The organism is Cupriavidus sp. OTU4054 (assembly GCF_038440175.1).
Taxonomy (GTDB): domain Bacteria; phylum Pseudomonadota; class Gammaproteobacteria; order Burkholderiales; family Burkholderiaceae; genus Cupriavidus; species Cupriavidus pauculus_D.
On sequence record NZ_JASATF010000002.1, the window covers coordinates 423,716 to 443,849 of the forward strand.

The following is a 20,134-nucleotide window of genomic DNA, read 5'->3' on the forward strand; positions in this document are numbered from 1 at the left end:
GTCATGAGTCGGGCAACGCCAGCCCGAGCATCGCGAGTGCGGGTTTCATCGTTGCGCGCAGCAATGCGGGGTCGGGCATCACGCGCGCCAGCACGCGCATGCCGCAGTGGGTGGCGAGCAACTGCGCGGAAGCATCCTCGGGCGCCAGCGCGGTCACGACTTCGCCGGAGGCGATGCCCGCCTGAATGCACCGCTCGAAGAACGCTCGCAGCTGGTCGAGCTCGGTGGCGATCAGCGACTTGAACTCGGGATCGTCCTCGGACGCTTCCAGCGCGACGTTGATCAGCATGCAGCCGCGATGCCGGGGATCCGCGAGCGACAGCGCAATGCTTTCGGCGATATAGGCGACCAGCGCTCGCCCCGGCGGCAACGCGCCCTCATGCCGCCGAATCCGCTCGCGCATGGTGCGGTTGAGGTAGTCGTCGAGCGCGAGCAGGAACAGCGACCGCTTGTCCCCGAAGGCGTTGTACAGGCTCGGCTGCGTCAGCCCCATGGTCTGGGTCAACTCCCGCGTGGAAGTCGCCTGATAGCCTTTGGCCCAGAACAGGTCCTGTGCGGCCATCAAGGCGGCTTGCTCATCGAATTGTCGAGGTCTGGCCATTGCGTTCGCCGTTTTGTAGCGCTTGATACGTAACGAAGGCTCGATTATAGATCGAGTGCTACAAAACGCAAGCCCGCCGGAATCGGCACATCTCGAAGACCGGCCCACGGGTGTTCCTGTCGAAGGCGCTCAGTGCAGGATGGGCACCTCCTGGTTCGCCGCCCGTTCCCATTCGGGCAATTCCAGCGGCGACGCGATGCAATACTGCCTGATCTCGCGAATCGCGCGCTGAAGCTGGTTTTGCGTCTGCACGATGGCCTGCCGGTGCCCCGCGTCCTTCATCCCGCCGAGATACTGCGGCAGCCGCCGCGTCGTGAGCGTGTGATGCGCGGTCTGCGCCTCGCGCCGCGCCTCGGTGCATCGCGGCTCCTCTTCGCAGGACGCCGCGTCGGCACCACGCGCGGCCAGCGCCCGCAGCGAACGGTCAAGCGCGCCCAGCATCGCATTCGGATTCTCCGTCCTGCCCATCAGCTCGTCCTCGATGGATTGAGCATGGCTCGGCGCCTGACTCTGCGAGGGCCACGCCGGGATCGCGCGCGGCACGGACGCCGTTGCCCGGGCCGGCGTGATCCACGAGAAGATCCAGCGCACGAACCGTAGCCACATCGTTTGCCAGGGAGTGGCCGTTGGTTCGGAACCAGCGGTCGAGTCGGAACCTGCGGCCGACCCGGATCCAGCGACCGGGACTGGCCGGCGGAACGGATTCGACGTATCGACGGGCCGCTCGGGCATCGGCGGCTCGGCGATCGATGTCAGGCGATGCGCCGCGTCATACGTGTATCGCAGGTGATAGTCGTTGGGACCCCGAACATCGGTCAGGAAACCGGCCGGGTCGTACTCGTACGCGAGTGCGCGCCCATCGACCGTGAAGCGCGCCATCCTGCCGCGCGCGTCGAACTCATATCCCAGCTTTTCGCCATCGAGCGAGACGCCCTCGACAAGCCTTCCGGCGGCGTCGTACCGCGTCGCGCGCGCAACGCGGCCAGCCATGTCGGTAATGGTCTGCAGACGCCCTGTCTCGTCGTAGGTGTAGGTCCACCGGCCGGTCAACACCCCATCGACGTGCACGGTCGTTACCGACCGCTGGCCGTCGGTACCGTAGGTCCATTCCGTGCTCGTCACCGGGCCGGCCGGCGTGACGGCCGTGCCCATGCCACCGGCGACATCGCCGGTCGCATACCTTGCATGGCCGACAGGCCGGCCGAGCCTGTCGTAACGGTAGGACGAGAATCGACCCGGCTCGGCAATCTTCACCGGCACACCGAACGCCGGATGCCACTCGGTGGTCGTGGTCATGGCTTGGGCCGTGCCGTACTGCGCGATGCGCCGCGTCTCCCGCCCAAGCCCGTCATAGCTGTAGTGGGTCTCGTTGCCCGAGAAGTCCACCTTGCTCCCGACACGCCCCGTGCTTTCGTAGGTGACCGCCTTTACGAGCGGCCCGCAGGCGGGGCACGCCGCGGTCACGCCCGTGATGCGCATGGCTCTGCCCTGCCTCTCGGAGATAAAGGTCCGCGTACGCCCATCCGCGGTCGTGACGGATGTCCGTCCGCTGGCAGGAAAATCGAGCTGGAACTTGTCGACGCCGCCCGCATGCTCCGTACTGATGACACGTCCATTCGCGTCATAGTCATAGGTGGCAAACCGCGTGTTCTTTTCGTCGGTAATGCCAGTCAACGCCCAGGGGAGTTCAAAGATCTCGTAGTGGTACTTGCGCTCGGCGCCGTCGGGAAAGGTCACGCTGGTCAGCATGCGTTTCGTGCTGTAGCCATACTTCAGCGTCATCCCGTCCGGCAGCAGGACCTCCTTGAGCAGACCGCTCCAGGAATACGAGAACCGCATCGACTGGCCCGCGTCGTTGCGGATCTCGGTGAGCAGCGCCGCATGCGGGGCCACGTCCTTCGACGTATCGCGATCGCTATAGCTGAGCGCCACCCACGCGCTGCCGTCTTTCACATGGACGAGATTCCCGAGTGTGTCGTAGTCTTCCGTGCGCGTCCCGTGCCGATCGGCAAGACGGAATCTGTCTTTCGCGCCGCCCACACCGGCGACGGCCGTCACCGTCGCGCCGGAGCCATCGGTGGCCGTCCATTTGCCATCGTCGAACGCAAACGCGACCGTCGTGCCGTTCCCGCGCACCCAGGTCAGCGCTGGCGTTTTCGCATGGTATTGCGTGAGATCGAGCCGTCTTTGCCATTCGTGCATCCAGCCGGGCCCCAACGTGCCGAGCTGCGGTGCGAGATAGCTGGAACGATAGGTGCGCCGCAGCGTCAAGGCAGACGGCAGGTCCGGGGCCGCGTAGTCGGTCTCCTCCTGGACCTTTGTCCCCGATGCGACCGCACAGGTATTCCCGACCTTGCAACTGACATCCTCGCTCTCCGCCGGCGGCGCCAGTATGCTGATTTCATCGATCCAGACGTGGACCCTGAATTCTTTTCCGATCCATATGCGGTCGCAGGTATAGCTCAATTGCCGCCAGGAATAATTCGATTCCGGCGGCCGGGCAATCTCCACCGAGGGCGGCGTGACGATGTAGTAAGCGGGATAGATTCTGTTGATGATGCCACCCCGCCCGTTGCCCCGCGGCAGGTTGAACGTGCCGCGGACCGTCGCGCCGGGCCGCAGATCGCCGCAGCTGGGATTGCCGTCGTTATCGAGCGCGCTCGCGCTCCCCATCGACAGGAATGCAAACACCGGGGCTATCGACAGGCTCGCGAGAAGATGCCATCGCCTGCGGCGGCGGTTAGAACCGGGATCAGCATGAGGATCGCGTTGCGCAAGCGCGGGCAGGCATGCGTGCAAGGGCTTCAATCGGATGGGCATAGGTCGCTCCTTTGACGTCCGCCCGGACTATGCGCGCCCCGCCCCTCGCGTTCAATCGCACTCTGCTGAAATGAATCCCCTTGCAGGCCATATGAACGATACTGTATATTTATACAGTATCTACTTATCGCTCAGTTCCGCTCTTTCCCTTTCTCTCTTTCTCTTTCCCCTTCTTCTCTCTAACGTCGAAAGGCAACCATGTTCGTGGATCGCACCGAAATCATCAACGCTGCCAAGGCACTGCGCGCCAGCCAGGAAGAATCCCGATACAGCAAGCTCGTCGCGCTCGCGAACAAGCAGCTCAAGGCGATGCAGACGGCGATCCAGCGGGGCAAGGAAGAGTTCGAGACCAAGCTCGTGCTCGAGATCAACGACGACAATCCGCAGGCCATGCTGGAACCGCGCGCCCAGCGACTGGCCGAGGACCTCAGGGCGCAGGGCTACACCGCCACGGTGACTGCCTTTGCCGAGGTCAGCCCCGATCGCAAGAACTGGACGCCGAATATCACGATCGATATCGGCCTTGGCGACCTCCTCACCGACGCCGGCAACGCGAGCGCGGCAACCGATACGACGCCTGTCGTGCTGGCGGACGAAGCCGAGCGGGAACTGGCCGAGCATTGAGCCGGGTCTGCCGCGGGGCTCAGTCCAGCGGCAGTGCTATCCCCACCTCCGCGAACACGTCTCGCACCACGGCGAGTCCATTGAGCGCCGCCGGAAACCCCGCATAAACCGCCATCTGCATCACGACTTCCACCACCTCCCCCGGCGTGCAGCCCACATGCAATGCGGCATGGACATGCACACGTAGCTGCGGTGCCGCATTGCCGAGCGCGCAAAGCGCCGCGACCGTGGCCAGCTCGCGTTCCCGCAAGCCCAGCCCTTCCCGCGCGTAGATATCGCCAAACGGAAACTCGACGATATAGCGCGCAAAGTCCGGAAAGGTCTTGGCGAGCGTATCGACGACCGCGATACCCGTCTCGCCATCGACGGCCCCCAGCATGCGTAATCCGCGCTCATAACGTTCGGTGCTCATGACGATCTCCACAAGTGTTGGTGCGACAACTGTACGGCCCGCCCAAACGATGCGGAATGACCGATCTCGTGATACCTTTTTGGTATGTCAGAGCGCCTCGATTCCCGATCCCTTTCGCTGTTTCTCGCCGTCGCGGAAACACTGAGCTTTCGCCAGGCGGCGGAGCGGCTCCATCTTTCTCAGCCGCCGCTGAGCCGCGCGATCCGGGAGCTCGAGGAGCGGTTGGGCGCGCGGCTCTTCGACCGCAATACGAAGGGTGTCACGCTTGCCGCTGCCGGCGAGAAGCTCCTCCCTTACGCGCGCAATGTCGCGAAACTCCTTCGCGAGGCCGAAGCCGCGCTCGCGGCCGAAGGCTTGCCGGCCAGGCTGCGGCTCGGTTTCACCAGCGCCGTGGAGCCCGCCTGGTTTCGTGGACTGGCCCAGCGCGTGCAAGCCGGCCACCCGGAAACGGTCGTATCGACGTTCTCCGATACCTCGCCACGGCTGATCCGCCAGTTGCGTGCCGGCAAGCTTGACGCCGCGTTTATCGCATTGCCGACGGACGCGCATGGGCTGGACGTCCGTGAGCTCGATCGACTGCCGATGATCGTCGCCATCCCTTCGGCCCATCCTCTGGCGAAGCGCAGGACCGTCGCCCTTGCGGATCTGCAACGGGAAAAGGTCTTCTGGTTCGAGCGCGCGCGGCAACCGGCCTTCTACGATCATTGCCAGGCCGTGTTCTCGCGCCACGGGTTCGCGCCGCCGATGCTCAGGGAGCCAGCGGACCAGCACGTCCTGCTTGGGGAGGTTGCGAATGGACGCGGCATCGCGCTGCTGCCGAAATCGTTTACCGCGCTGAGGCGGGTGGGCGTCGTCTACCGGACGCTGGCCGAGGGCGAGGCGCTCTCGGTGGGCATCGGGCTCGCTTCGCCCGAGGATCGGCCCGACATCCGCGATGTCCTGACAGCCGCGATGTCCGCGGCAGGCATCGATCGTTGACAAGCCCGATCAATCATTCTAGTTTACGGGATATTGCATCTACTATTCTGGAAGATGGATATCAACGCAGTCATCGCGCGCCGCGTCAAAGCACTTCGCGATGCGCAAGGCTGGTCGCTCGACGCGCTGGCCGAGCGCAGCAACGTCAGCCGCTCCGCCATCTCCCTGATCGAGCGCGGCCAGAGCAGCCCGACCGCCTCCGTCCTCGACAAGCTTTCCGCCGCGCTGAACGTCACGCTTGCCTCGCTATTCGAGCAGTCGCCCTCCGAAGCCGCGGAACCGTCTCCGATGTCGCGTGCCGGCGAGCAGGTCGTCTGGATCGATCCCGCGTCGGGATACGTCCGGCGCAATCTGTCGTCCGCCGCGCCGTCCCCCATGCAGCTGGTCGAAGTCAGCTTTCCCGCCGGCCAGCGCGTCACGTACGAGACCGGCGCGCGCGAAACGGAGGTGCATCAGCAGGTCTGGATTATCGAGGGCACCATGGAAATGACCATTGGCGACGACCGCTGGCGGCTCGAAACCGGCGATTGCCTGACCATGCGCCTGGACGCGCCGATCACGTTCTGCAATCCAACCAGAAAGCCCGCGCGTTATCTCGTCGCGCTCGCGAACATGCACAACAACCTCAGGGGAAACGGATGATCGGCAAGGTGACCGTACGGCGCGTCGGTGCGGACGACGCGGAGGCCTGCGTGGACGGGCTCGCGGATGTCCTCATCGACTGCGTCGAAGGAGGTGCGTCGGTCAGCTTCATGCTGCCCATCGGACGCGACAAGGCCACCGCGTTCTGGCGCCACGTCGCCGCCGATGTCGCACAAGGCGGGCGCATATTGCTCGTTGCGGAGGACGAGGCCGGGCAGATCGCGGGCACGGTGCAGGTCGTCACCGCACAACCGGAAAACCAGCCGCATCGCGCCGATATCGCCAAGATGCTCGTTCACCGGCGCGCCCGCCGAAAGGGGGTGGCCCGGCAACTGATGATCGCCGCGGAAGCGGCCGCGCGCGAGGCAGGCAAGACGGTGCTCGTCCTCGATACCGTGACCGGTGGCGATGCCGAACGGTTGTATCGGGGCGTGGGCTGGCAGCGCGTCGGCGATGTGCCGAACTACGCGTTGATGCCGACCGGCGAGTTCTGCGGGACGACGTTCTACTGCAAGCAGATCTGATCGGGTTTTGGGCTGGTATCGAACACCTCCAGCCTCGGAATCTCTTCACGCAAGTAAGCGATCAGCGCCCGCGTCGCCATCGACGGATGCAGGTTCGGTGTCGTGATGATGTACAGATGATGCCCGAGCCCCTCGGGCTCCCAGTCGGGTAACACGGGCACCAGCGCGCCCGATTTCACGTCCTCCCATCCCGCATAAGCAGGCAGCAACCCGACCCCATGCCCCGCCTGCGCGGCGCGCAGCAGAAAGCGAAAGTGTTCGGACTGAAGATGCGGCGAGATATCGACGGTCACGCGTTCGCCCGCGCGTTCGACAACGAGCCGGAAGCGGCGCGATGCATAGGGCGGACAAAGAAAATGGCAATGCGCGAGATCGGCCGGCGTCTCGATGGGTGGAATGCGCGCAAGGTAGTCGGGCGACGCCAGTAATCGCCACGGCGTTGCGCACACCTCGCGCGCCACCACATCCAGCGGCGGGTTCGAGGTCACCCGCAGTGCCACGTCGATCTCGTCCGCGATCAGGTTCGTCACGCGGTTGGCGAAGAACACGCGTAACGAGATACCCGGGTGCCGCGCCGCGAAGTCCAGCAGCAGCGGCGCGATATAGGCATCGCCGAGGCCCGTCGGCACGCTGACGCGCACATGGCCGCGCAGCGTCTTGCCAAGGCTGTCGATCTCGGCCTGCGCCGCCACGGCTTCCTGGAGCATGCGCACGCCATGCGCGTACAGCGTCTGCCCGGCCTCGGTCGTCTCCAGCCGCCGCGTGGTTCGCCGCAGCAATTGCGCGCCCGCCTGCGCCTCCAGTTGCGCCAGCTGGCGGCTGATCTGCGAGCGTGTGACCCCGCGCCTGCGCCCCGCTTCCGCGAGCGTGCCGGCATCGACGATCTCTACGAAGGACTGGATCAGGTGGAGGTCCATGGAACGAACGGGGCATTGTCACGTAATACGCAACATTGTGGTGCGCGGCCGCCCCATTGTCGATGCGGGATTGCCCCCGCTACATTTCCCTATCGCCGGCGTCAGACCGGCATAACGGAGACATGCGGATGCCCGCAGACCTATGGTTCGAATCGCTGCATCGCCCAGGCCATGACATCGCCGCGCGCGGCGAACGGCTCGCCGGCGGATGGCGCCGGCTGGGACTGGCGGAGGGCGACGTCGTGGCGCTCCTGCTACGCAACGATCCCGTGTTCACCGACGTGATCGCCGCGTGCCGCACCGCCGGCGTCTACTACTGCCCGATCAACTGGCACTTCACCACGGCCGAGGTGAAGTTCATCCTCGAAGACAGCGGCGCGCGCGTGCTGCTCGTGCATGCGGATCTGCTGGAAGGCGTCCGCGCCGCGGTGCCGGCGCACGTCGCGGTCTTTGCCGTGGGCGGCACCGACCCCGATGCCGTCGAGTACGAGCCATGGCTTGCCGCACAGCTGCCCTACGATGGCCCGCGTGTGGCGCCGCGCGGCCATCTCGCATATACCTCGGGCACCACGGGCCGGCCCAAGGGCGTGCTGCGCAACCCCGTGCCGCTCGATGACGCCGACCGTCAGCTTGCGAATATGCGTTCCGTGGTCGCCCAGTCCATCGGCATCGTGCCCGGCTGCCGCGCGCTGATGTCCGCCCCGCTCTATCACAGCGCGCCGGGTGTGTTTATCCAGCAGGCGCTGCAGATGGCCGAACGGCTGGTGCTTACCGCGCGCTTCGATGCAGAGCAGGTGCTCGCGCTCGTCGAGCAGCATCGGATCGACGTGCTCTACCTCGTGCCGATCATGTATGTGCGCCTGCTCAAGCTGCCGCCCGATGTGCGCGCGCGATACGACCTCTCGTCGATCCGATTCGTCGCATCCACGGGCTCGCCGTGCGCGCCCGAGGTCAAGCGCGCGATGCTCGACTGGCTCGGCCCCGTGATCCACGAAACGTACGCCTCGAGCGAGGCCGGCATGGTGACCGTGGCCACGCCCGCCGATGCCGCGGCAAGACCCGGCACCGCGGGACGTCCCGTCGATGCCGCGCAGCTCCGCATCCTCGACGTGGATGGCAATGCCTGCGCGCCGGGCGAAGTCGGCCTCGTCTACGTGCGACAGCCCGCGTATCCGGACTTCACGTATCTGAACAACGACGCCGCACGCCGCGCGATCGACCGCGATGGACTGATCTCGCTCGGCGACATGGGCTACGTCGATGCCGATGGCTATCTGTTCATCTGCGATCGCGCGTCCGACATGGTGATCTCGGGCGGCGTGAATATCTATCCGGCCGAGATCGAGCACCAGCTCGTCCGCTATCCGGGCGTCGCCGATTGCGCGGTCTTCGGCGTGCCCGACAACGAATATGGCGAGCGATTGCACGGCGTGATCGAGCCGATGCCCGATACGCGGATCGATCCCGCGGCCGTCACCGAATGGCTGCGCGCGCGGCTCTCCGGCTTCAAGGTGCCGCGCACGATCGAGATTGCCAGCCTGCCGCGCGACGAAACCGGCAAGCTCGCCAAACGCAGACTGCGCGACCAACACTGGGCCGGACGGACCCGCCGCGTTTAAAAAACAAGAAAGAGGAGACAACATGTCACGAACCCTGTTCCGCAGCACCGCGGCGGATGCGTTGCGCGCATGCGCGATCATCGCCGCCACCTTCACGATGATGCCGGCCCATGCCGGGCCCTTCCCCGACCGCCCGATCAAGCTGGTGGTGCCCTACACGCCCGGCGGTTCGACCGACCAGTTCGGCCGCGCACTCGCGGAAGGCATGTCGCGCGATCTCAGGCAGACCGTGGTCGTGGAGAACCGCCCCGGTGCCAATACGATGGTGGGCACGCAGAGCGTGGCACGCGCGCAGGCGGACGGCTACACGATGATCATGGCGTCGAGCGCGAGCATGGTGCTCAACCCGATGCTCTACAAGCGCACGGGCTACGATCCCAAGGACTTCAAGGTCTTTCTGATCGGCACCGAGGTGCCGCTCGTCATCGTGACCAACAACCAGGTGCCGGCGTCCACCACGCGCGACTTCGCCAGCTACGCCAAGGCGGCCGGCGGCAAGCTCAACTACTCGTCGGTGGGGCTGGGCAATCCGCTGCAACTGGCCACGGAGATGCTCAAGACCGAGCTCGGCATCGACATGACGCACGTGCCCTACAACGGCAGCGCGCCCGCACTGTCCGCGCTGCTGGCCAACGACGTGCAGCTGATGGTCGATGTCGTCAGCACTTCGCTGCCGCATATCCGCGCGGGCAAGCTCAAGGCGCTTGCCGTGACCTCGCGTACGCGGCTCGAGGTATTGCCCAATGTGCCGACCATGGCGGAGAGCGGCTATCCCGACTTCCATGCGGCCACGTGGTTCGGACTGGCGGTGCCCGCGCAGACGCCACCCGACGTCGTGACGCGTCTGCAAACGGCCGCCACGCAGGTACTCGGCGACGCCCAGTTCCGCGCCACGTTCGCCGCGCTCGGGCTGGTCGTCCAGCCGCCGCGCACGCAGGCGGAAGTGGAACGCTATGTGGCGACCGATCGCGAGACATGGGGCAAGGTCATCCGCGCCAACCATATCTCGCTCGATTGACGGGCGCGCGCTAGTCCATCGACTGCGCGAACGTCTTCAGGTACTTCATGCCGGTATCGCACATGATCGTGACGACGGTGGCATCGGGGCCGAGCCGCTCCGCCAGACGGATCGCCCCGGTGACGTTCGCGCCGGTGGACGTTCCGCAGAACAGGCCCTCCTCCGCCGCCAGGCGGAACGCCATGGCCCGCGCCTCCTCGGTGGAGACCGGCTCCAGCCTGTCGGCGATGCCGTCATGCCAGAGCGGCACCACATAGCCGGCACCGATGCCGTCGATCTTGTGCGCACCGGTGGGACCGCCCGACAGCACCGCCGACTCGGCCGGTTCCACGCCAACGATACAAATCCGCGCATCGCGCTCGCGCAGCCGCGCCGATATTCCGCGGAGCGACGCGCCCGTGCCGACACTGCCGACGAATCCATCGACGCGGCCGCCCGTCTGCTCCCAGATCTCGTCGGCCATCGCCGTGTAGGCCGCGAGCTGATCCGTATTCTCCATCTGCGCGGTGATATACGCGCCCATCTCGCCCGCAATGCGGTGGCCCTCGCGAATCATGGCCCTGGTCAGCGCCTCGGTCTGCCTGCCGTTCTCGCTCGGGATAATCGTGAGCCGCGCGCCGAGCAGGCGCATATGGTCGAGCTTCTCCTTCGAGAACGCGTCGGACGATACGAGATGAAGCGGATGGCCCTTGACGGCGCACACGAGCGCCAGCGACACGCCGGTGCTTCCCCCCGTGTACTCGACGACCGCGCCGCCGGGCTTGAGGCGGCCATCGCGCGTCGGTGCGTCGATCATCGCCATCGCAATGCGGTCCTTCATGCTGCCGGTGGGATTCTGGCTTTCGAGCTTGACGAGAATGCGCGCGCCATCGCGCGGTGCGACGTTGCGCAATGGCAGGACTGGCGTATTGCCGATGGCATCGAGAATGGTGCGGTGTGCGGCGGTCATGATGTCGCTGTTGTCCTTGTCAGACGTTGAATGGCTTCGCAGTCTAGACGTCGGGACGCCGCCGAAGCTATAGTCGGAAATGACATTAATCGAATCATTTACGACACCCGGATACTGACAATGAAAGTGGTCGTTCTCGCGCTCGACGACGTGTTCGATTCCGGCATGACCGTGTTGCTCGACACGCTGGCCGCGGCGAACGAACTCGCTGCATTGCACGGATTCGCCAACGTGCCGTTCGACGTCACGCTCGCGGGATTGCGCAAACGCATTCGTACCGCGCTGGGATTCAGCGCGACCGTCGCGCGCCTCGATGCCGTGCGAAATCCGGACTGGATCGTGGTGTCCGCGCTCAATGCCAAGCAGGCGGATGCACTTGCCGCCCGCCTGCAGGCGCGAGATATTCGGGAAGCGGGTGCGCAGCTGCGGCAGCGCCACGCGGCCGGCGTCCATGTCGCGGGCGCCTGCATCGGGACCTTCGTGCTGGCGGAAGCGGGGCTGCTGGACGACCGCGAGGCGACCACGACCTGGTCGCTCGCGCCGTTTTTCCGGCAGCGCTATCCCGGCGTCGCGCTGGACGACTCGCGCATGGTGGTCGAGTCCGGGCAGGTCGTGACCGCGGGCGCGGCCATGGGGCACCTCGACCTCGCACTCTGGCTGGTTCGCCGCGTATCGCCCGAACTGGCTGACCTCGTGGCCCGCTTCATGTTGATCGATCAGCGCGCATCGCAGGCGCACTACATCATTCCCGACCATCTGGCGCACACCGATCCGCTGATATCGAAGTTCGAACGCTGGACGCGCGAGAACCTGCCCCATGGTTTCTCGCTCGATGCGGCCGCAGAGGCATTGGCTGTCCACCCGAGGACCTTGCAGCGGCGAACCGAGGCGATTCTGGGCAAGTCGCCGCTCGCGTTCGTTCAGGACCTGCGCATCGAGCGTGCGCGCCATTTGATCTCGGCTGGGCAGCCGCTGGAAGCCGTCGCTTCCGAAGTCGGGTATGCCGACGCGGCAACGCTCCGTACGTTGCTGCGCCGGAAGCTGGGTCAGGGCGTCAGGGCGATGCGCGCGGCGAAGCGCTGACGGGCCCGGACATCACCTTACGCGGGCAGCAGCCCCGCTGCCCGGTAGTTGTCGATCAACGTATCGAACAGCTTGATATCGGCGCGGCCGCGCGCCATCAGCTGCGCGCCCGCGACGGCCGCGAAGATCGCGTGAGCGCGCTTCTTCGCATCCTTCGCGCCGACGATGCCCGCGTCCGCCAGTGTCCTGGCAAGCCACGCGACGTTGACGTCGGTAAACGCCTGGACCTCCTTCTTCACGACGTCGGGCAGGTCGTCGTACTCCGCCGTCATGAAGCTGCACAGGCAGATGCGATTGTCGTTCTCGAGCGATTTGCGGAACAGGCTCGGATACTTGCGCAGGCGGTCCGCCATGTCCGGCGTCTTGGCCGACAGCTCATCGAGCGCCACCGCCGTGTCTTCCCAGTAGCGCTTGGCGACCGCGGCGGCGAGGTCGGCCTTGCTCGGGAAATGGTGATAGAGGCTGGCGGCCTTGATGCCGACGGCTTCGGCAAGGGCCCGAAGGTTCAGACCGCCATAGCCATGAGCCTGTGCGATCTGCGTGGCGACAGCCAGGATCCTGTCGCTGGAATGTGTGCTGGCCTGGTTTTGCACGATCTACCTCGAAGATTTTTTTGATTGCCGGACCCGATTCGGGTGTTGACGAGGCGAAGTATAACGCCTAATCTTCGACCCTAACAAACGTTCGGTAGACTCTGGCCAAGCGACTGAAGTTTGTTGAACTCCATAACCCTGCAAGAGCAAGCCATGAGCAACGAACTTATCTTCCAAGACGCCACGCAACTCGCCGCACGCATCCGCAGCAAGGAGATCTCGCCGGTGGAGGTCGTCCAGGCGCATCTCGACCGCATCCGCGCAGTGGACCCCCAGATCAATGCGATCGTCACGCTCGCGGATGGCGCGATGGAAGCCGCGAGGGCCGCCGAGGCCGCGGTCCTGAAGGGCGACAAACTCGGGCCGTTGCACGGCGTGCCCTTCACGGTCAAGGACGCGATCGACACGGCCGGCGTGCTGACGCAACGCGGCTCGCCGATCTTCAAGGGACGCATTCCCGATACCGACGCAACCACCGTCGCGCGCATGAAGCAGGCGGGCGGCATCCTGATCGCCAAAACCAATCTTCCCGAGTTTTCCTACTGGATCGAGACCGACAACCTGCTGTCGGGACGCACGCTCAACCCGTGGAACCTGGACCGCACGCCGGGCGGGTCCAGCGGTGGAGAGTCCGCGGCGATCGCCGCCGGCATGGCGCCGATCGGCCTGTCCACCGATGTCGCGATCTCCATTCGCGGCCCGGCCGCGCTGACGGGCGTCATGGGATTCAAGGCCACGCAGGGGCGTATTCCGATGACGGGCATCTGGCCGCGTGAGCCTCGCCGCTTCTGGCATGTGGGGCCGATGGCGCGCTCCATTCGCGATATCGCGCTTGCGTACACACTGCTGGCCGGCCCCGATGGCGAGGACGGCTATTCGACCAGCCCGCTTGCGCTGGATGCCGGACGCATGCCGACGCCCGGCCGTCCGCTTCGCGTGGGCTGGCTCGTGGAGCCCGGGTTCGGTCCGATCGACGCCGACGTCGCGGCAACCGTTCGCGCGGCGGCGGAGGCGTTGCAGGGGAATGGCGTGATCGTCGAGCCCGTGCGGATTCCGGTACTCGAGGAGATCAACGCGCTCGACCTGCTCTGGAAGATCCAGGCGATGGAAACGAAGCCCGCGTTCCGCAAGGCAACGGCCGGACACGAGGACAAGATCTTCAAGCATGCGCAGGCGGTGTTCGACACGCCCGATACGTCCATCGAGGACTTCGTGCTGGCCGAGCAGCAGATCGAGCGGATGCGCGACGGCTTCAGCCGGTACTTCCAGCGCTACGACGCGCTGCTCTGCCCCGTGACGCCCGTGCCGGCGCACACGCACGACGCCGCGGAGTTCGTCATCGGCGGTGAAACCGTATCGTCGCTACACGTCATGGATGCGACCGCGCCGCTCAGCGTCACGGGCCTGCCCGGACTGTCGATGCGATTCGGCACCAGCCGTGACGGGCTGCCCGTGGGCGTGCAACTGGTGGGACCGTGGCTCGGCGAATCCACGCTGCTGCATCTGGGTGCTCGGCTTGAGAGCGTGAGCCCGGTTCGCGAGGCGCGTCCCGACCTGTCGGCCATCGCCAAACGTCGCTGATCCGCGGAGGCATCCAGACATGTCGAATCTCTTCGATTCACTCCGCCGCCGCCTGCTCTACCGATCGTCGGCGCTGGCCGGACTCACGCTTTTCGAGCTGGCCGGGATCGACCGCGCCGCCGCGGCAACGCTGGCCGCTTCGGGCAAGGCTCGCGCGCAGCGATCGCGCACCACCGATACGCTCGGGCCGATCCGGCAGATCGATGCCGGTACGCTCAACGTGGGCTATGCGGAACTGGGGCCGTCCAACGGACCGGTCGCCATCCTGCTGCACGGCTGGCCGCACGACATTCATAGCTACGCCGATGTGGCACCCATGCTCGCGGCCGCGGGCTATCGCGTCATCGTGCCGTATCTGCGCGGCTATGGCTCGACGCGGTTTCTGTCGCCGGACACGCCACGCAACGGCCAGCAGTCCATCTTCGCGGTGGATGTCATTGCGTTGATGGATGCGCTGAAGATCGACAAGGCCGTGATCGCCGGCTTCGACTGGGGCGGGCGCGCCGCCAATATCGTCGCCGCGGCATGGCCCGAGCGTTGCCTGGGTCTGGTATCGGTCAGCGGCTACCTCATCGGCAGCCAGGAAGCCAGCCGCAAGCCGCTGCCGCCGCAAGCGGAATGGCTGGCGTGGTTCCAGTTCTACTTTGCCACCGAGCGCGGCGCGCAAGGGTATGCGGCGCAGCGCGACGCGTTCAACAAGCTGATCTGGCGCAACGCGTCGCCGCGATTCGCGTTCGACGACGCCACGTTCGAGCGCACCGCGCAGGCCTTCGACAACCCGGACCATGTGGCCATCGTCATCCACAACTACCGCTGGCGGCTGGGACTCGTGCAAGGCGAAGCCCAGTACGACGAACTGGAAGAACGGCTGGCGCAGGCACCGAAGATCGCCGTGCCCACCATCACGCTCGAAGGCGACGCCAACGGTGCCCCGCACCAGCCATCCGCCGCGTATGCGAAGCAGTTCACCGGCAGGTACCGGCATCGCGACGTTGCGGGCGGCATCGGCCACAACCTGCCGCAGGAAGCGCCGCGCGCGTTCGCCGACGCGGTGTTGCAGGTCGTCAAGCTATAGCTGGCCCGCGGTCTTCGTCGATTCGGCGGCTGCCCACAGGTCGTCGACCGCCCGGATGCCCAGCAGGTAGCCGCCCGCGCCGGCACCGCAGATCACCGCGGTGGCGGCGACGGAGATCGACGAATGACGGTACTCCTCGCTGCGCCGGTGGATATTGCTGATATGGACCTCGACGACCGGCCGGCGGATCAGCTTCACTGCATCGAGCACCGGTATCCGCCCGAACGAGAAGCCCGCCGGATTGATGATGAGCGCGGCGTCCTCGAAGTACGCCTCCTGGATCCAGCCGATCAGCTCGCTCTCGCTATTGGTCTGCCGGAATACACAGTCGAACCGGAACGTCTCGGCCATGGCAAGACAGCTCGATTCGATATCGCGCAGCGTCGTGGTGCCGTAGATATGCGGCTCGCGAACACCGAGCATGTTCAGGTTCGAACCGTTGAGGATGTAGAGTTTTCGTTTCATGTCGGAGGATTCAGTGGCTGCCTTCGAGGCGGGTGCCCTTGGTTTCGCGGGAGATGAAGATCATGAGGAACGACAGCAGATTCAGCGATCCGCACACGACGACGATGGCCCATGGCGAGCCATGGAATGCCTGCAGCAGCGCCACGGCGACGATCGGCATCGGACCGCCCGTCAACAGGTTCGCGCCCGAATAGGACAGCGCCGATCCCGTGTAGCGCGCTTCGGTCGGAAACGACTCGGCAAACCAGACGGGCTGGATGCCGCTCTGAAACTGCGTGAAGCCGAGGAACGCGCCCATCACGGCCATCGTCATGCCGAGCGAACCCTGGTTCAGCACGGGGAAATAGATCAGGCAGCAGACCAGCGTGCACAACGAGCCCAGAAGCAGCGCGCGCCGCCGCCCGATACGATCGCTGAGATAACCGCCGGCAAGCGCGCCCGCGATGGCGCATGCGTTGGCCACCATCAGCAGCATGAATCCGGTCTGCTTGGGCACGCCGAGGTTACGCGTCAGATAGCTGAGCGAAAACACCACGATCAGGTAGAACAGGGCCGCCGGGCCGCAGAAGAACAGCGTGAGGCGCAGCGCGGTCTTCCAGTGATACCGCAGGACCGTGCCGAGCGGGTTGGCGCCGCGCACGCGGCGGGCCTGCTGCGCGCCTTGTGCGCTTTGTCGTTTGAGCGCCTCGAAGGCAGGCGTCTCGCTGACCTTCATGCGGATATAGATGCCGAGCAGCACGAGCACGAAGCTCGCGAGGAACGGGATGCGCCAGCCGAAGGATTCGAAGTCTTCCGCCGACAACGTGCCGGCCAGCGCGAACAGCGTCATGTTCGCGAGGATCTGGCTCAGTGGCGAGCAGATGCCCAGCAGGCCCGAATAGATCCCGCGGCGCTCCGGCGCCGCATGTTCCACGGCCATCAGCTGCGCCCCCGTCGACTCGCCACCCAGTGCGAAGCCCTGCACGATGCGCAGGGTCACGAGCAGCACGGGCGCCAGGATCCCCACTTGCTGGTAGGTCGGCAGCAGGCCCATGAGGAACGACGAGACCCCCATCACGGAGACCGTGATCAGCATCAGGTTGCGCCGCCCCCAGCGATCGCCGAGGATGCCGCAGATGATCGCGCCGAGCGGACGCGCGGCCAGGCCGGCCCAGAAGCTGGCCAGCGAGGCCAGCAACGATGCGGTGGGATCGAGCGACGGAAAGAACAGCTTCGGAAAGATGGTCGCCGCCACCACCCCGTATAGCGCGAAATCGAACCACTCCAGCGCGGTGCCGATCGTGGCGCCGGCGATGGCCCTCCGTGCCATGGACTGCTGCGCGCGGCCGGTGTCGGCCCCGGCAATATTGGACTCCGTGATCACTGCCATGTTGTCTCCCCCGTTATGGTTATCGCTGCCGATTGCGACGGCTTGCGTGTACTGGTATTGTTCGCGCCGTCGGAACCGCCCCATTCCATACCGGAATTCCATTCCGCATTGTGAGATATGTCACTGAAGACGGGACTGAAGATCCTCGATTTCCTGGCGTCGCAAGGTGAAGGCGCCGGCCTGTCGGTCATCGCCGACGCGCTCGACTTGCCGCGCAGTACCTGCCACCGCGTGCTGGGCGAACTCATCGAAGGCGGCTACGTCCGGCATCTGGAGGACCACGGCCGCTACATCCTCTCGATGCGCATGACATCGAATGGGCTCGAGTTCCTGAGCCTGACGGGCATCGCCGATATCGCCCAGCCCATCATCGAACGCATCGCCGCGGAGACCGGCGAACTCGCACGCCTGTCCCTCGTGGACGGCGACGCCATCATCTGGGTCGCGAAAGCCGATGGGCAGCGCACGGGCTTCCGCTACGACCCGGACATGGGCCTCGCGGCGCGGCTTTCGTGCACCTCGACGGGCCATGCGTGGCTGATGACCATGTCCGACGAAGACGCGGTGGCGCTGGTCATGAAGCAGGGCTTCGGCCAACCGAACGAGTACGGCCCGAATGCGCCGACCTCCCTGAAGGCCTTGCTCGGCTTCCTGCATGCGGCGCGCGTGCGCGGATACGCGATGATCGACGAGGTCTTCGCGGCGCGCATGGCCGCGGTCGCCGTGCCGGTCAGGCGCGGCAACCGCTGCGTCGGCGTCATCAGCCTGGCCGGCCCGAAGACACGGCTGACGGCGGCGCGAATTCACACGCTGTCCGCCCTGCTGTGCGAAGCCGCCAACGAGCTCGGCCAGCTGTGCAATATGGCCGGCTACCTGTCTCGCCCGCCACTCGGAAAAGCCTGACCGCGGGCAGCCTTCAGCGCGCCGCCGACAGGTCTCGCGCGATCGCCGCCAGCGCCTCGGCCATGGGACCGAGCGTGCGGTCGCCACGGCGCAGCAGCCCGATCGGCTCTTCGGTGCCGTGCGTATCCACGGGCAGCAGCACCAGTTCCCCTTCCGCCACGGCGCGTCGCGTGGCGGACAGCGGTGCGGCCCATACGTGTTCGCCCTGCGCCGTCATCAGCCGGCCCAGATAGGCGTCCGCGGTCTCCAGGCATCCCTGCGGCAGCGACAAGCCCTGCCGCGAGAGCAGGCTCTCGAGGCTATGGCGCGGGATGGAGCCCTGTGCCGGCACCACAAGCGGCCACGCGAGCAGGTCCATCATGGCCGGCCGATCCCCCATGGCGAGCGCGTGGCCGCGCTGCACCGCGAAGACGAGCGGCTCCGGTCCCAGTGACTCGAACCACAACCCGGCCATGGCGGTCGGGTCGTCCATCCGGGCAATGGCGAGGTCGATCTGGTCGGCCTTCAGCGCCTCGATCAGCTCGCGGTTCATGCCGGTCTGCACGACGACGGGCACTTCGGGATGCGCGCGGCGGAATTGCGTCACGGTATCGAGGAGCAGCGCGGGCACGATGCTGGGCAACGCGCCGAGCCGGATGCGCTCCACCGCGGCAATCGCTACCCCGGCAAGGCTGTCGGCGGCGGCATCGACGCTCTCCAGCACGCGCATCGCCAGCCCGAGAAAGTGCACGCCAGCCGTCGTGAGCTGGGTGCCCGACCGCTGACGGACCAGCAACTGCGTGCCCGCCAGTTCCTCGAGCTCGTTCAGTGTTTTCGAGATCGCGGGCTGCGTCAGGCCCAGTTGCTCGGCGGCGCGCCCCAGCCGGCGGGCCTGCGCCACCGCGACAAAGCAGTGCAGATGGCGCAGGCGCACGCGCGAGCGGAACGCTTCCGACGCAGTCCCCAGCCGCTGCCCCGTGCCTTCCTCACCCTTTGTCATAATTAAAATTCATGTTTTATCGACAAGAACTCAATTTACATGAAATTTTAGCGCGCTTAAAGTCTCCAACGTCCCAGACCACACAACACGGAGACCACGCGATGTCTCGCCTTGCCCAATATCGCCGCCCCTGGTGGAACACCCAACCCGACTATCGGTTCGACCCCTACGGTTCGACGCAACTGCGCGCGCCCCAGCAACCGCTCGTCGCGATCCCGCAATCGTTGTCGGAGGTCACCGGCCCGACCTTCGGCCCCGAATTCGTGCGCCAGGGCGACAACGACCTGACCGTCGGCAACGGCGGCGACCCGATCGGCGAGCGCATCCTCGTCTCGGGCCGCGTGCTCGACGAGAACGGCCGGCCCGTGCCCAATGCGCTGATCGAGATCTGGCAGGCCAACGCCGCGGGACGCTATACGCATGCGCGGGACCAGCACGATGCGCCGCTGGATCCGCACTTCTCGGGCGAAGGCCGCACCATCAGCGACGCGCAGGGCCGCTACCAGTTCAAGACGATCAAGCCCGGTGCCTACCCCTGGCGGAACCACCACAACGCCTGGCGCCCGCAGCATATTCACCTCTCGCTGTTCGGCAATGCCTATGCAACGCGGCTCGTGACGCAGCTGTATTTCCCGGGAGACCCCCTGCTCGCCTTCGATCCGATCTACCAGTGCGTGCCCGACGAAAAAGCGCGTCAGCGCCTGATCGCCACGTTCGACTGGGAAACCACGCAGCCGGAGTACGCACTCGGCTATCGCTTCGACATCGTTTTGCGTGGGCGCGACGCCACGCCCATGGAGTAACCGATCATGCTCTACGCCACCGCATCGCAAACCGTCGGTCCGTATCTCCACATCGGCCTTGCCGGCCTGGACCGCGCGGACCTGACCACCGACGCGCCCGAGCTCGCGGGCCAGCGCATCGTCATCGAAGGGGGCCGCCGCCCCGGGCCCGGCCGCCCCCCCAGGTGGGGGGGGCGGCG

General features: G+C 66.0%; 20 protein-coding genes. 11 read left to right on the forward strand and 9 right to left on the reverse strand.

Annotated features, from left to right (window positions below; genetic code table 11):
• Position 1 precedes the first annotated feature (1 nt).
• Together AAHB16_RS04770 and AAHB16_RS04775 are read right to left on the reverse strand one after the other, a co-directional pair.
• Complete coding sequence (locus AAHB16_RS04770) at positions 2-601, reverse strand: TetR/AcrR family transcriptional regulator (protein WP_342050243.1); 600 nt, start codon at positions 599-601, stop codon at positions 2-4.
• 129 nt (positions 602-730) lie between these two features.
• On the reverse strand, positions 731-3,292 hold the full coding sequence (locus tag AAHB16_RS04775; protein ID WP_342050244.1) for a DUF6531 domain-containing protein: 2,562 nt from the start codon (positions 3,290-3,292) through the stop codon (positions 731-733).
• A gap of 327 nt (positions 3,293-3,619) precedes the next feature.
• Between AAHB16_RS04775 and AAHB16_RS04780 the strand changes: the two genes are divergently transcribed.
• The gene (locus AAHB16_RS04780; protein WP_342050245.1) at positions 3,620-4,045 is read left to right on the forward strand and encodes a hypothetical protein; all 426 of its coding nucleotides are present in this window, start codon (positions 3,620-3,622) and stop codon (positions 4,043-4,045) included.
• 19 nt (positions 4,046-4,064) lie between these two features.
• On the opposite strand, the gene AAHB16_RS04785 is transcribed toward AAHB16_RS04780, so the two are convergent.
• Entirely contained in the window at positions 4,065-4,457 is a 393-nt protein-coding gene (locus AAHB16_RS04785) for a carboxymuconolactone decarboxylase family protein (protein ID WP_150374621.1), read from the reverse strand.
• A gap of 84 nt (positions 4,458-4,541) precedes the next feature.
• Here AAHB16_RS04785 and AAHB16_RS04790 point away from each other — a divergent pair, with 84 nt between their 5' ends.
• Genes AAHB16_RS04790 through AAHB16_RS04800 form a run of 3 tightly spaced genes read left to right on the forward strand, consistent with a single transcriptional unit; the run spans position 4,542 to position 6,601 of the window.
• Positions 4,542-5,435 carry a LysR family transcriptional regulator gene (locus AAHB16_RS04790; protein ID WP_150374622.1) on the forward strand — a complete coding sequence of 298 codons (894 nt, stop codon included), beginning with the start codon at positions 4,542-4,544 and terminating at the stop codon, positions 5,433-5,435.
• A 54-nt stretch (positions 5,436-5,489) separates the two neighbouring features.
• A complete protein-coding gene (locus AAHB16_RS04795) occupies positions 5,490-6,077 on the forward strand; it encodes a helix-turn-helix domain-containing protein (RefSeq protein WP_342050246.1) in 588 nt (195 codons plus the stop codon).
• The gene (locus AAHB16_RS04800; RefSeq protein WP_150374624.1) at positions 6,074-6,601 is read left to right on the forward strand and encodes a GNAT family N-acetyltransferase; all 528 of its coding nucleotides are present in this window, start codon (positions 6,074-6,076) and stop codon (positions 6,599-6,601) included. Before AAHB16_RS04795 ends, AAHB16_RS04800 begins: the two co-directional genes overlap by 4 nt.
• Here the strand turns inward: AAHB16_RS04800 and AAHB16_RS04805 are convergent.
• Positions 6,583-7,518 (reverse strand): LysR family transcriptional regulator, encoded by a 936-nt coding sequence (locus AAHB16_RS04805; RefSeq protein ID WP_342050247.1) that lies wholly within the window; start codon positions 7,516-7,518, stop codon positions 6,583-6,585. The two genes, AAHB16_RS04800 and AAHB16_RS04805, sit on opposite strands and share 19 nt — an antisense overlap.
• Positions 7,519-7,646: 128 nt before the next feature.
• Here AAHB16_RS04805 and AAHB16_RS04810 point away from each other — a divergent pair, with 128 nt between their 5' ends.
• Positions 7,647-9,137 carry an acyl-CoA synthetase gene (locus AAHB16_RS04810; protein WP_150374626.1) on the forward strand — a complete coding sequence of 497 codons (1,491 nt, stop codon included), beginning with the start codon at positions 7,647-7,649 and terminating at the stop codon, positions 9,135-9,137.
• 97 nt (positions 9,138-9,234) lie between these two features.
• Positions 9,235-10,155, forward strand: coding sequence for a Bug family tripartite tricarboxylate transporter substrate binding protein (locus AAHB16_RS04815; RefSeq protein WP_223851848.1), 921 nt, complete (start codon positions 9,235-9,237; stop codon positions 10,153-10,155).
• 10 nt (positions 10,156-10,165) lie between these two features.
• Here AAHB16_RS04815 and AAHB16_RS04820 read toward each other — a convergent pair whose 3' ends face one another.
• A complete protein-coding gene (locus AAHB16_RS04820; protein WP_342050248.1) occupies positions 10,166-11,104 on the reverse strand; it encodes a PLP-dependent cysteine synthase family protein in 939 nt (312 codons plus the stop codon).
• A 120-nt stretch (positions 11,105-11,224) separates the two neighbouring features.
• On the opposite strand from AAHB16_RS04820, the gene AAHB16_RS04825 reads away from it, so the two are divergent.
• The gene (locus AAHB16_RS04825; RefSeq protein WP_150374629.1) at positions 11,225-12,187 is read left to right on the forward strand and encodes a GlxA family transcriptional regulator; all 963 of its coding nucleotides are present in this window, start codon (positions 11,225-11,227) and stop codon (positions 12,185-12,187) included.
• Positions 12,188-12,204: 17 nt separating this feature from the next.
• On the opposite strand, the gene AAHB16_RS04830 is transcribed toward AAHB16_RS04825, so the two are convergent.
• On the reverse strand, positions 12,205-12,780 hold the full coding sequence (locus AAHB16_RS04830; RefSeq protein WP_342050249.1) for a TetR/AcrR family transcriptional regulator: 576 nt from the start codon (positions 12,778-12,780) through the stop codon (positions 12,205-12,207).
• Positions 12,781-12,933: 153 nt separating this feature from the next.
• Between AAHB16_RS04830 and AAHB16_RS04835 the strand changes: the two genes are divergently transcribed.
• Both AAHB16_RS04835 and AAHB16_RS04840 read left to right on the forward strand, forming a co-directional pair.
• Positions 12,934-14,361, forward strand: a complete 1,428-nt coding sequence (locus tag AAHB16_RS04835) for an amidase (RefSeq protein ID WP_342050250.1) — start codon at positions 12,934-12,936, stop codon at positions 14,359-14,361.
• A gap of 19 nt (positions 14,362-14,380) precedes the next feature.
• Positions 14,381-15,436, forward strand: coding sequence for an alpha/beta fold hydrolase (locus AAHB16_RS04840; RefSeq protein WP_342050251.1), 1,056 nt, complete (start codon positions 14,381-14,383; stop codon positions 15,434-15,436).
• Here AAHB16_RS04840 and AAHB16_RS04845 read toward each other — a convergent pair.
• Together AAHB16_RS04845 and AAHB16_RS04850 are read right to left on the reverse strand one after the other, a co-directional pair.
• Complete coding sequence (locus tag AAHB16_RS04845; RefSeq protein ID WP_342050252.1) at positions 15,431-15,901, reverse strand: type II 3-dehydroquinate dehydratase; 471 nt, start codon at positions 15,899-15,901, stop codon at positions 15,431-15,433. The genes AAHB16_RS04840 and AAHB16_RS04845 overlap by 6 nt on opposite strands.
• A 10-nt stretch (positions 15,902-15,911) precedes the next feature.
• Complete coding sequence (locus AAHB16_RS04850) at positions 15,912-17,210, reverse strand: MFS transporter (protein ID WP_150377303.1); 1,299 nt, start codon at positions 17,208-17,210, stop codon at positions 15,912-15,914.
• Between the two features lie 177 nt (positions 17,211-17,387).
• Between AAHB16_RS04850 and AAHB16_RS04855 the strand changes: the two genes are divergently transcribed.
• Entirely contained in the window at positions 17,388-18,173 is a 786-nt protein-coding gene (locus tag AAHB16_RS04855; RefSeq protein WP_342050253.1) for an IclR family transcriptional regulator, read from the forward strand.
• Between the two features lie 13 nt (positions 18,174-18,186).
• Here AAHB16_RS04855 and AAHB16_RS04860 read toward each other — a convergent pair whose 3' ends face one another.
• Complete coding sequence (locus AAHB16_RS04860) at positions 18,187-19,152, reverse strand: LysR substrate-binding domain-containing protein (RefSeq protein WP_342050254.1); 966 nt, start codon at positions 19,150-19,152, stop codon at positions 18,187-18,189.
• Between the two features lie 101 nt (positions 19,153-19,253).
• On the opposite strand from AAHB16_RS04860, the gene pcaH reads away from it, so the two are divergent.
• Positions 19,254-19,955 (forward strand): protocatechuate 3,4-dioxygenase subunit beta, encoded by a 702-nt coding sequence (gene pcaH, locus AAHB16_RS04865; RefSeq protein WP_150374636.1) that lies wholly within the window; start codon positions 19,254-19,256, stop codon positions 19,953-19,955.
• The last annotated feature ends 179 nt before the right edge of the window (positions 19,956-20,134 follow it).

Excerpts from the sequence above, each read along its gene's own strand:
- AAHB16_RS04840 (WP_342050251.1), top strand. The coding sequence starts at position 14,381 with ATGTCGAATCTCTTCGATTCACTCCGCCGCCGCCTGCTCTACCGATCG.
- AAHB16_RS04815 (WP_223851848.1), top strand. The coding sequence starts at position 9,235 with ATGATGCCGGCCCATGCCGGGCCCTTCCCCGACCGCCCGATCAAGCTG.
- AAHB16_RS04785 (WP_150374621.1), bottom strand. The coding sequence starts at position 4,457 with ATGAGCACCGAACGTTATGAGCGCGGATTACGCATGCTGGGGGCCGTC.
- AAHB16_RS04790 (WP_150374622.1), top strand. The coding sequence starts at position 4,542 with ATGTCAGAGCGCCTCGATTCCCGATCCCTTTCGCTGTTTCTCGCCGTC.
- AAHB16_RS04810 (WP_150374626.1), top strand. The coding sequence starts at position 7,647 with ATGCCCGCAGACCTATGGTTCGAATCGCTGCATCGCCCAGGCCATGAC.
- AAHB16_RS04845 (WP_342050252.1), bottom strand. The coding sequence starts at position 15,901 with ATGAAACGAAAACTCTACATCCTCAACGGTTCGAACCTGAACATGCTC.
- pcaH (WP_150374636.1), top strand. The coding sequence starts at position 19,254 with ATGTCTCGCCTTGCCCAATATCGCCGCCCCTGGTGGAACACCCAACCC.
- AAHB16_RS04825 (WP_150374629.1), top strand. The coding sequence starts at position 11,225 with ATGAAAGTGGTCGTTCTCGCGCTCGACGACGTGTTCGATTCCGGCATG.
- AAHB16_RS04805 (WP_342050247.1), bottom strand. The coding sequence starts at position 7,518 with ATGGACCTCCACCTGATCCAGTCCTTCGTAGAGATCGTCGATGCCGGC.
- AAHB16_RS04835 (WP_342050250.1), top strand. The coding sequence starts at position 12,934 with ATGAGCAACGAACTTATCTTCCAAGACGCCACGCAACTCGCCGCACGC.
- AAHB16_RS04770 (WP_342050243.1), bottom strand. The coding sequence starts at position 601 with ATGGCCAGACCTCGACAATTCGATGAGCAAGCCGCCTTGATGGCCGCA.
- AAHB16_RS04820 (WP_342050248.1), bottom strand. The coding sequence starts at position 11,104 with ATGACCGCCGCACACCGCACCATTCTCGATGCCATCGGCAATACGCCA.
- AAHB16_RS04795 (WP_342050246.1), top strand. The coding sequence starts at position 5,490 with ATGGATATCAACGCAGTCATCGCGCGCCGCGTCAAAGCACTTCGCGAT.
- AAHB16_RS04780 (WP_342050245.1), top strand. The coding sequence starts at position 3,620 with ATGTTCGTGGATCGCACCGAAATCATCAACGCTGCCAAGGCACTGCGC.
- AAHB16_RS04800 (WP_150374624.1), top strand. The coding sequence starts at position 6,074 with ATGATCGGCAAGGTGACCGTACGGCGCGTCGGTGCGGACGACGCGGAG.
- AAHB16_RS04860 (WP_342050254.1), bottom strand. The coding sequence starts at position 19,152 with ATGACAAAGGGTGAGGAAGGCACGGGGCAGCGGCTGGGGACTGCGTCG.
- AAHB16_RS04855 (WP_342050253.1), top strand. The coding sequence starts at position 17,388 with ATGTCACTGAAGACGGGACTGAAGATCCTCGATTTCCTGGCGTCGCAA.
- AAHB16_RS04850 (WP_150377303.1), bottom strand. The coding sequence starts at position 17,210 with ATGGCACGGAGGGCCATCGCCGGCGCCACGATCGGCACCGCGCTGGAG.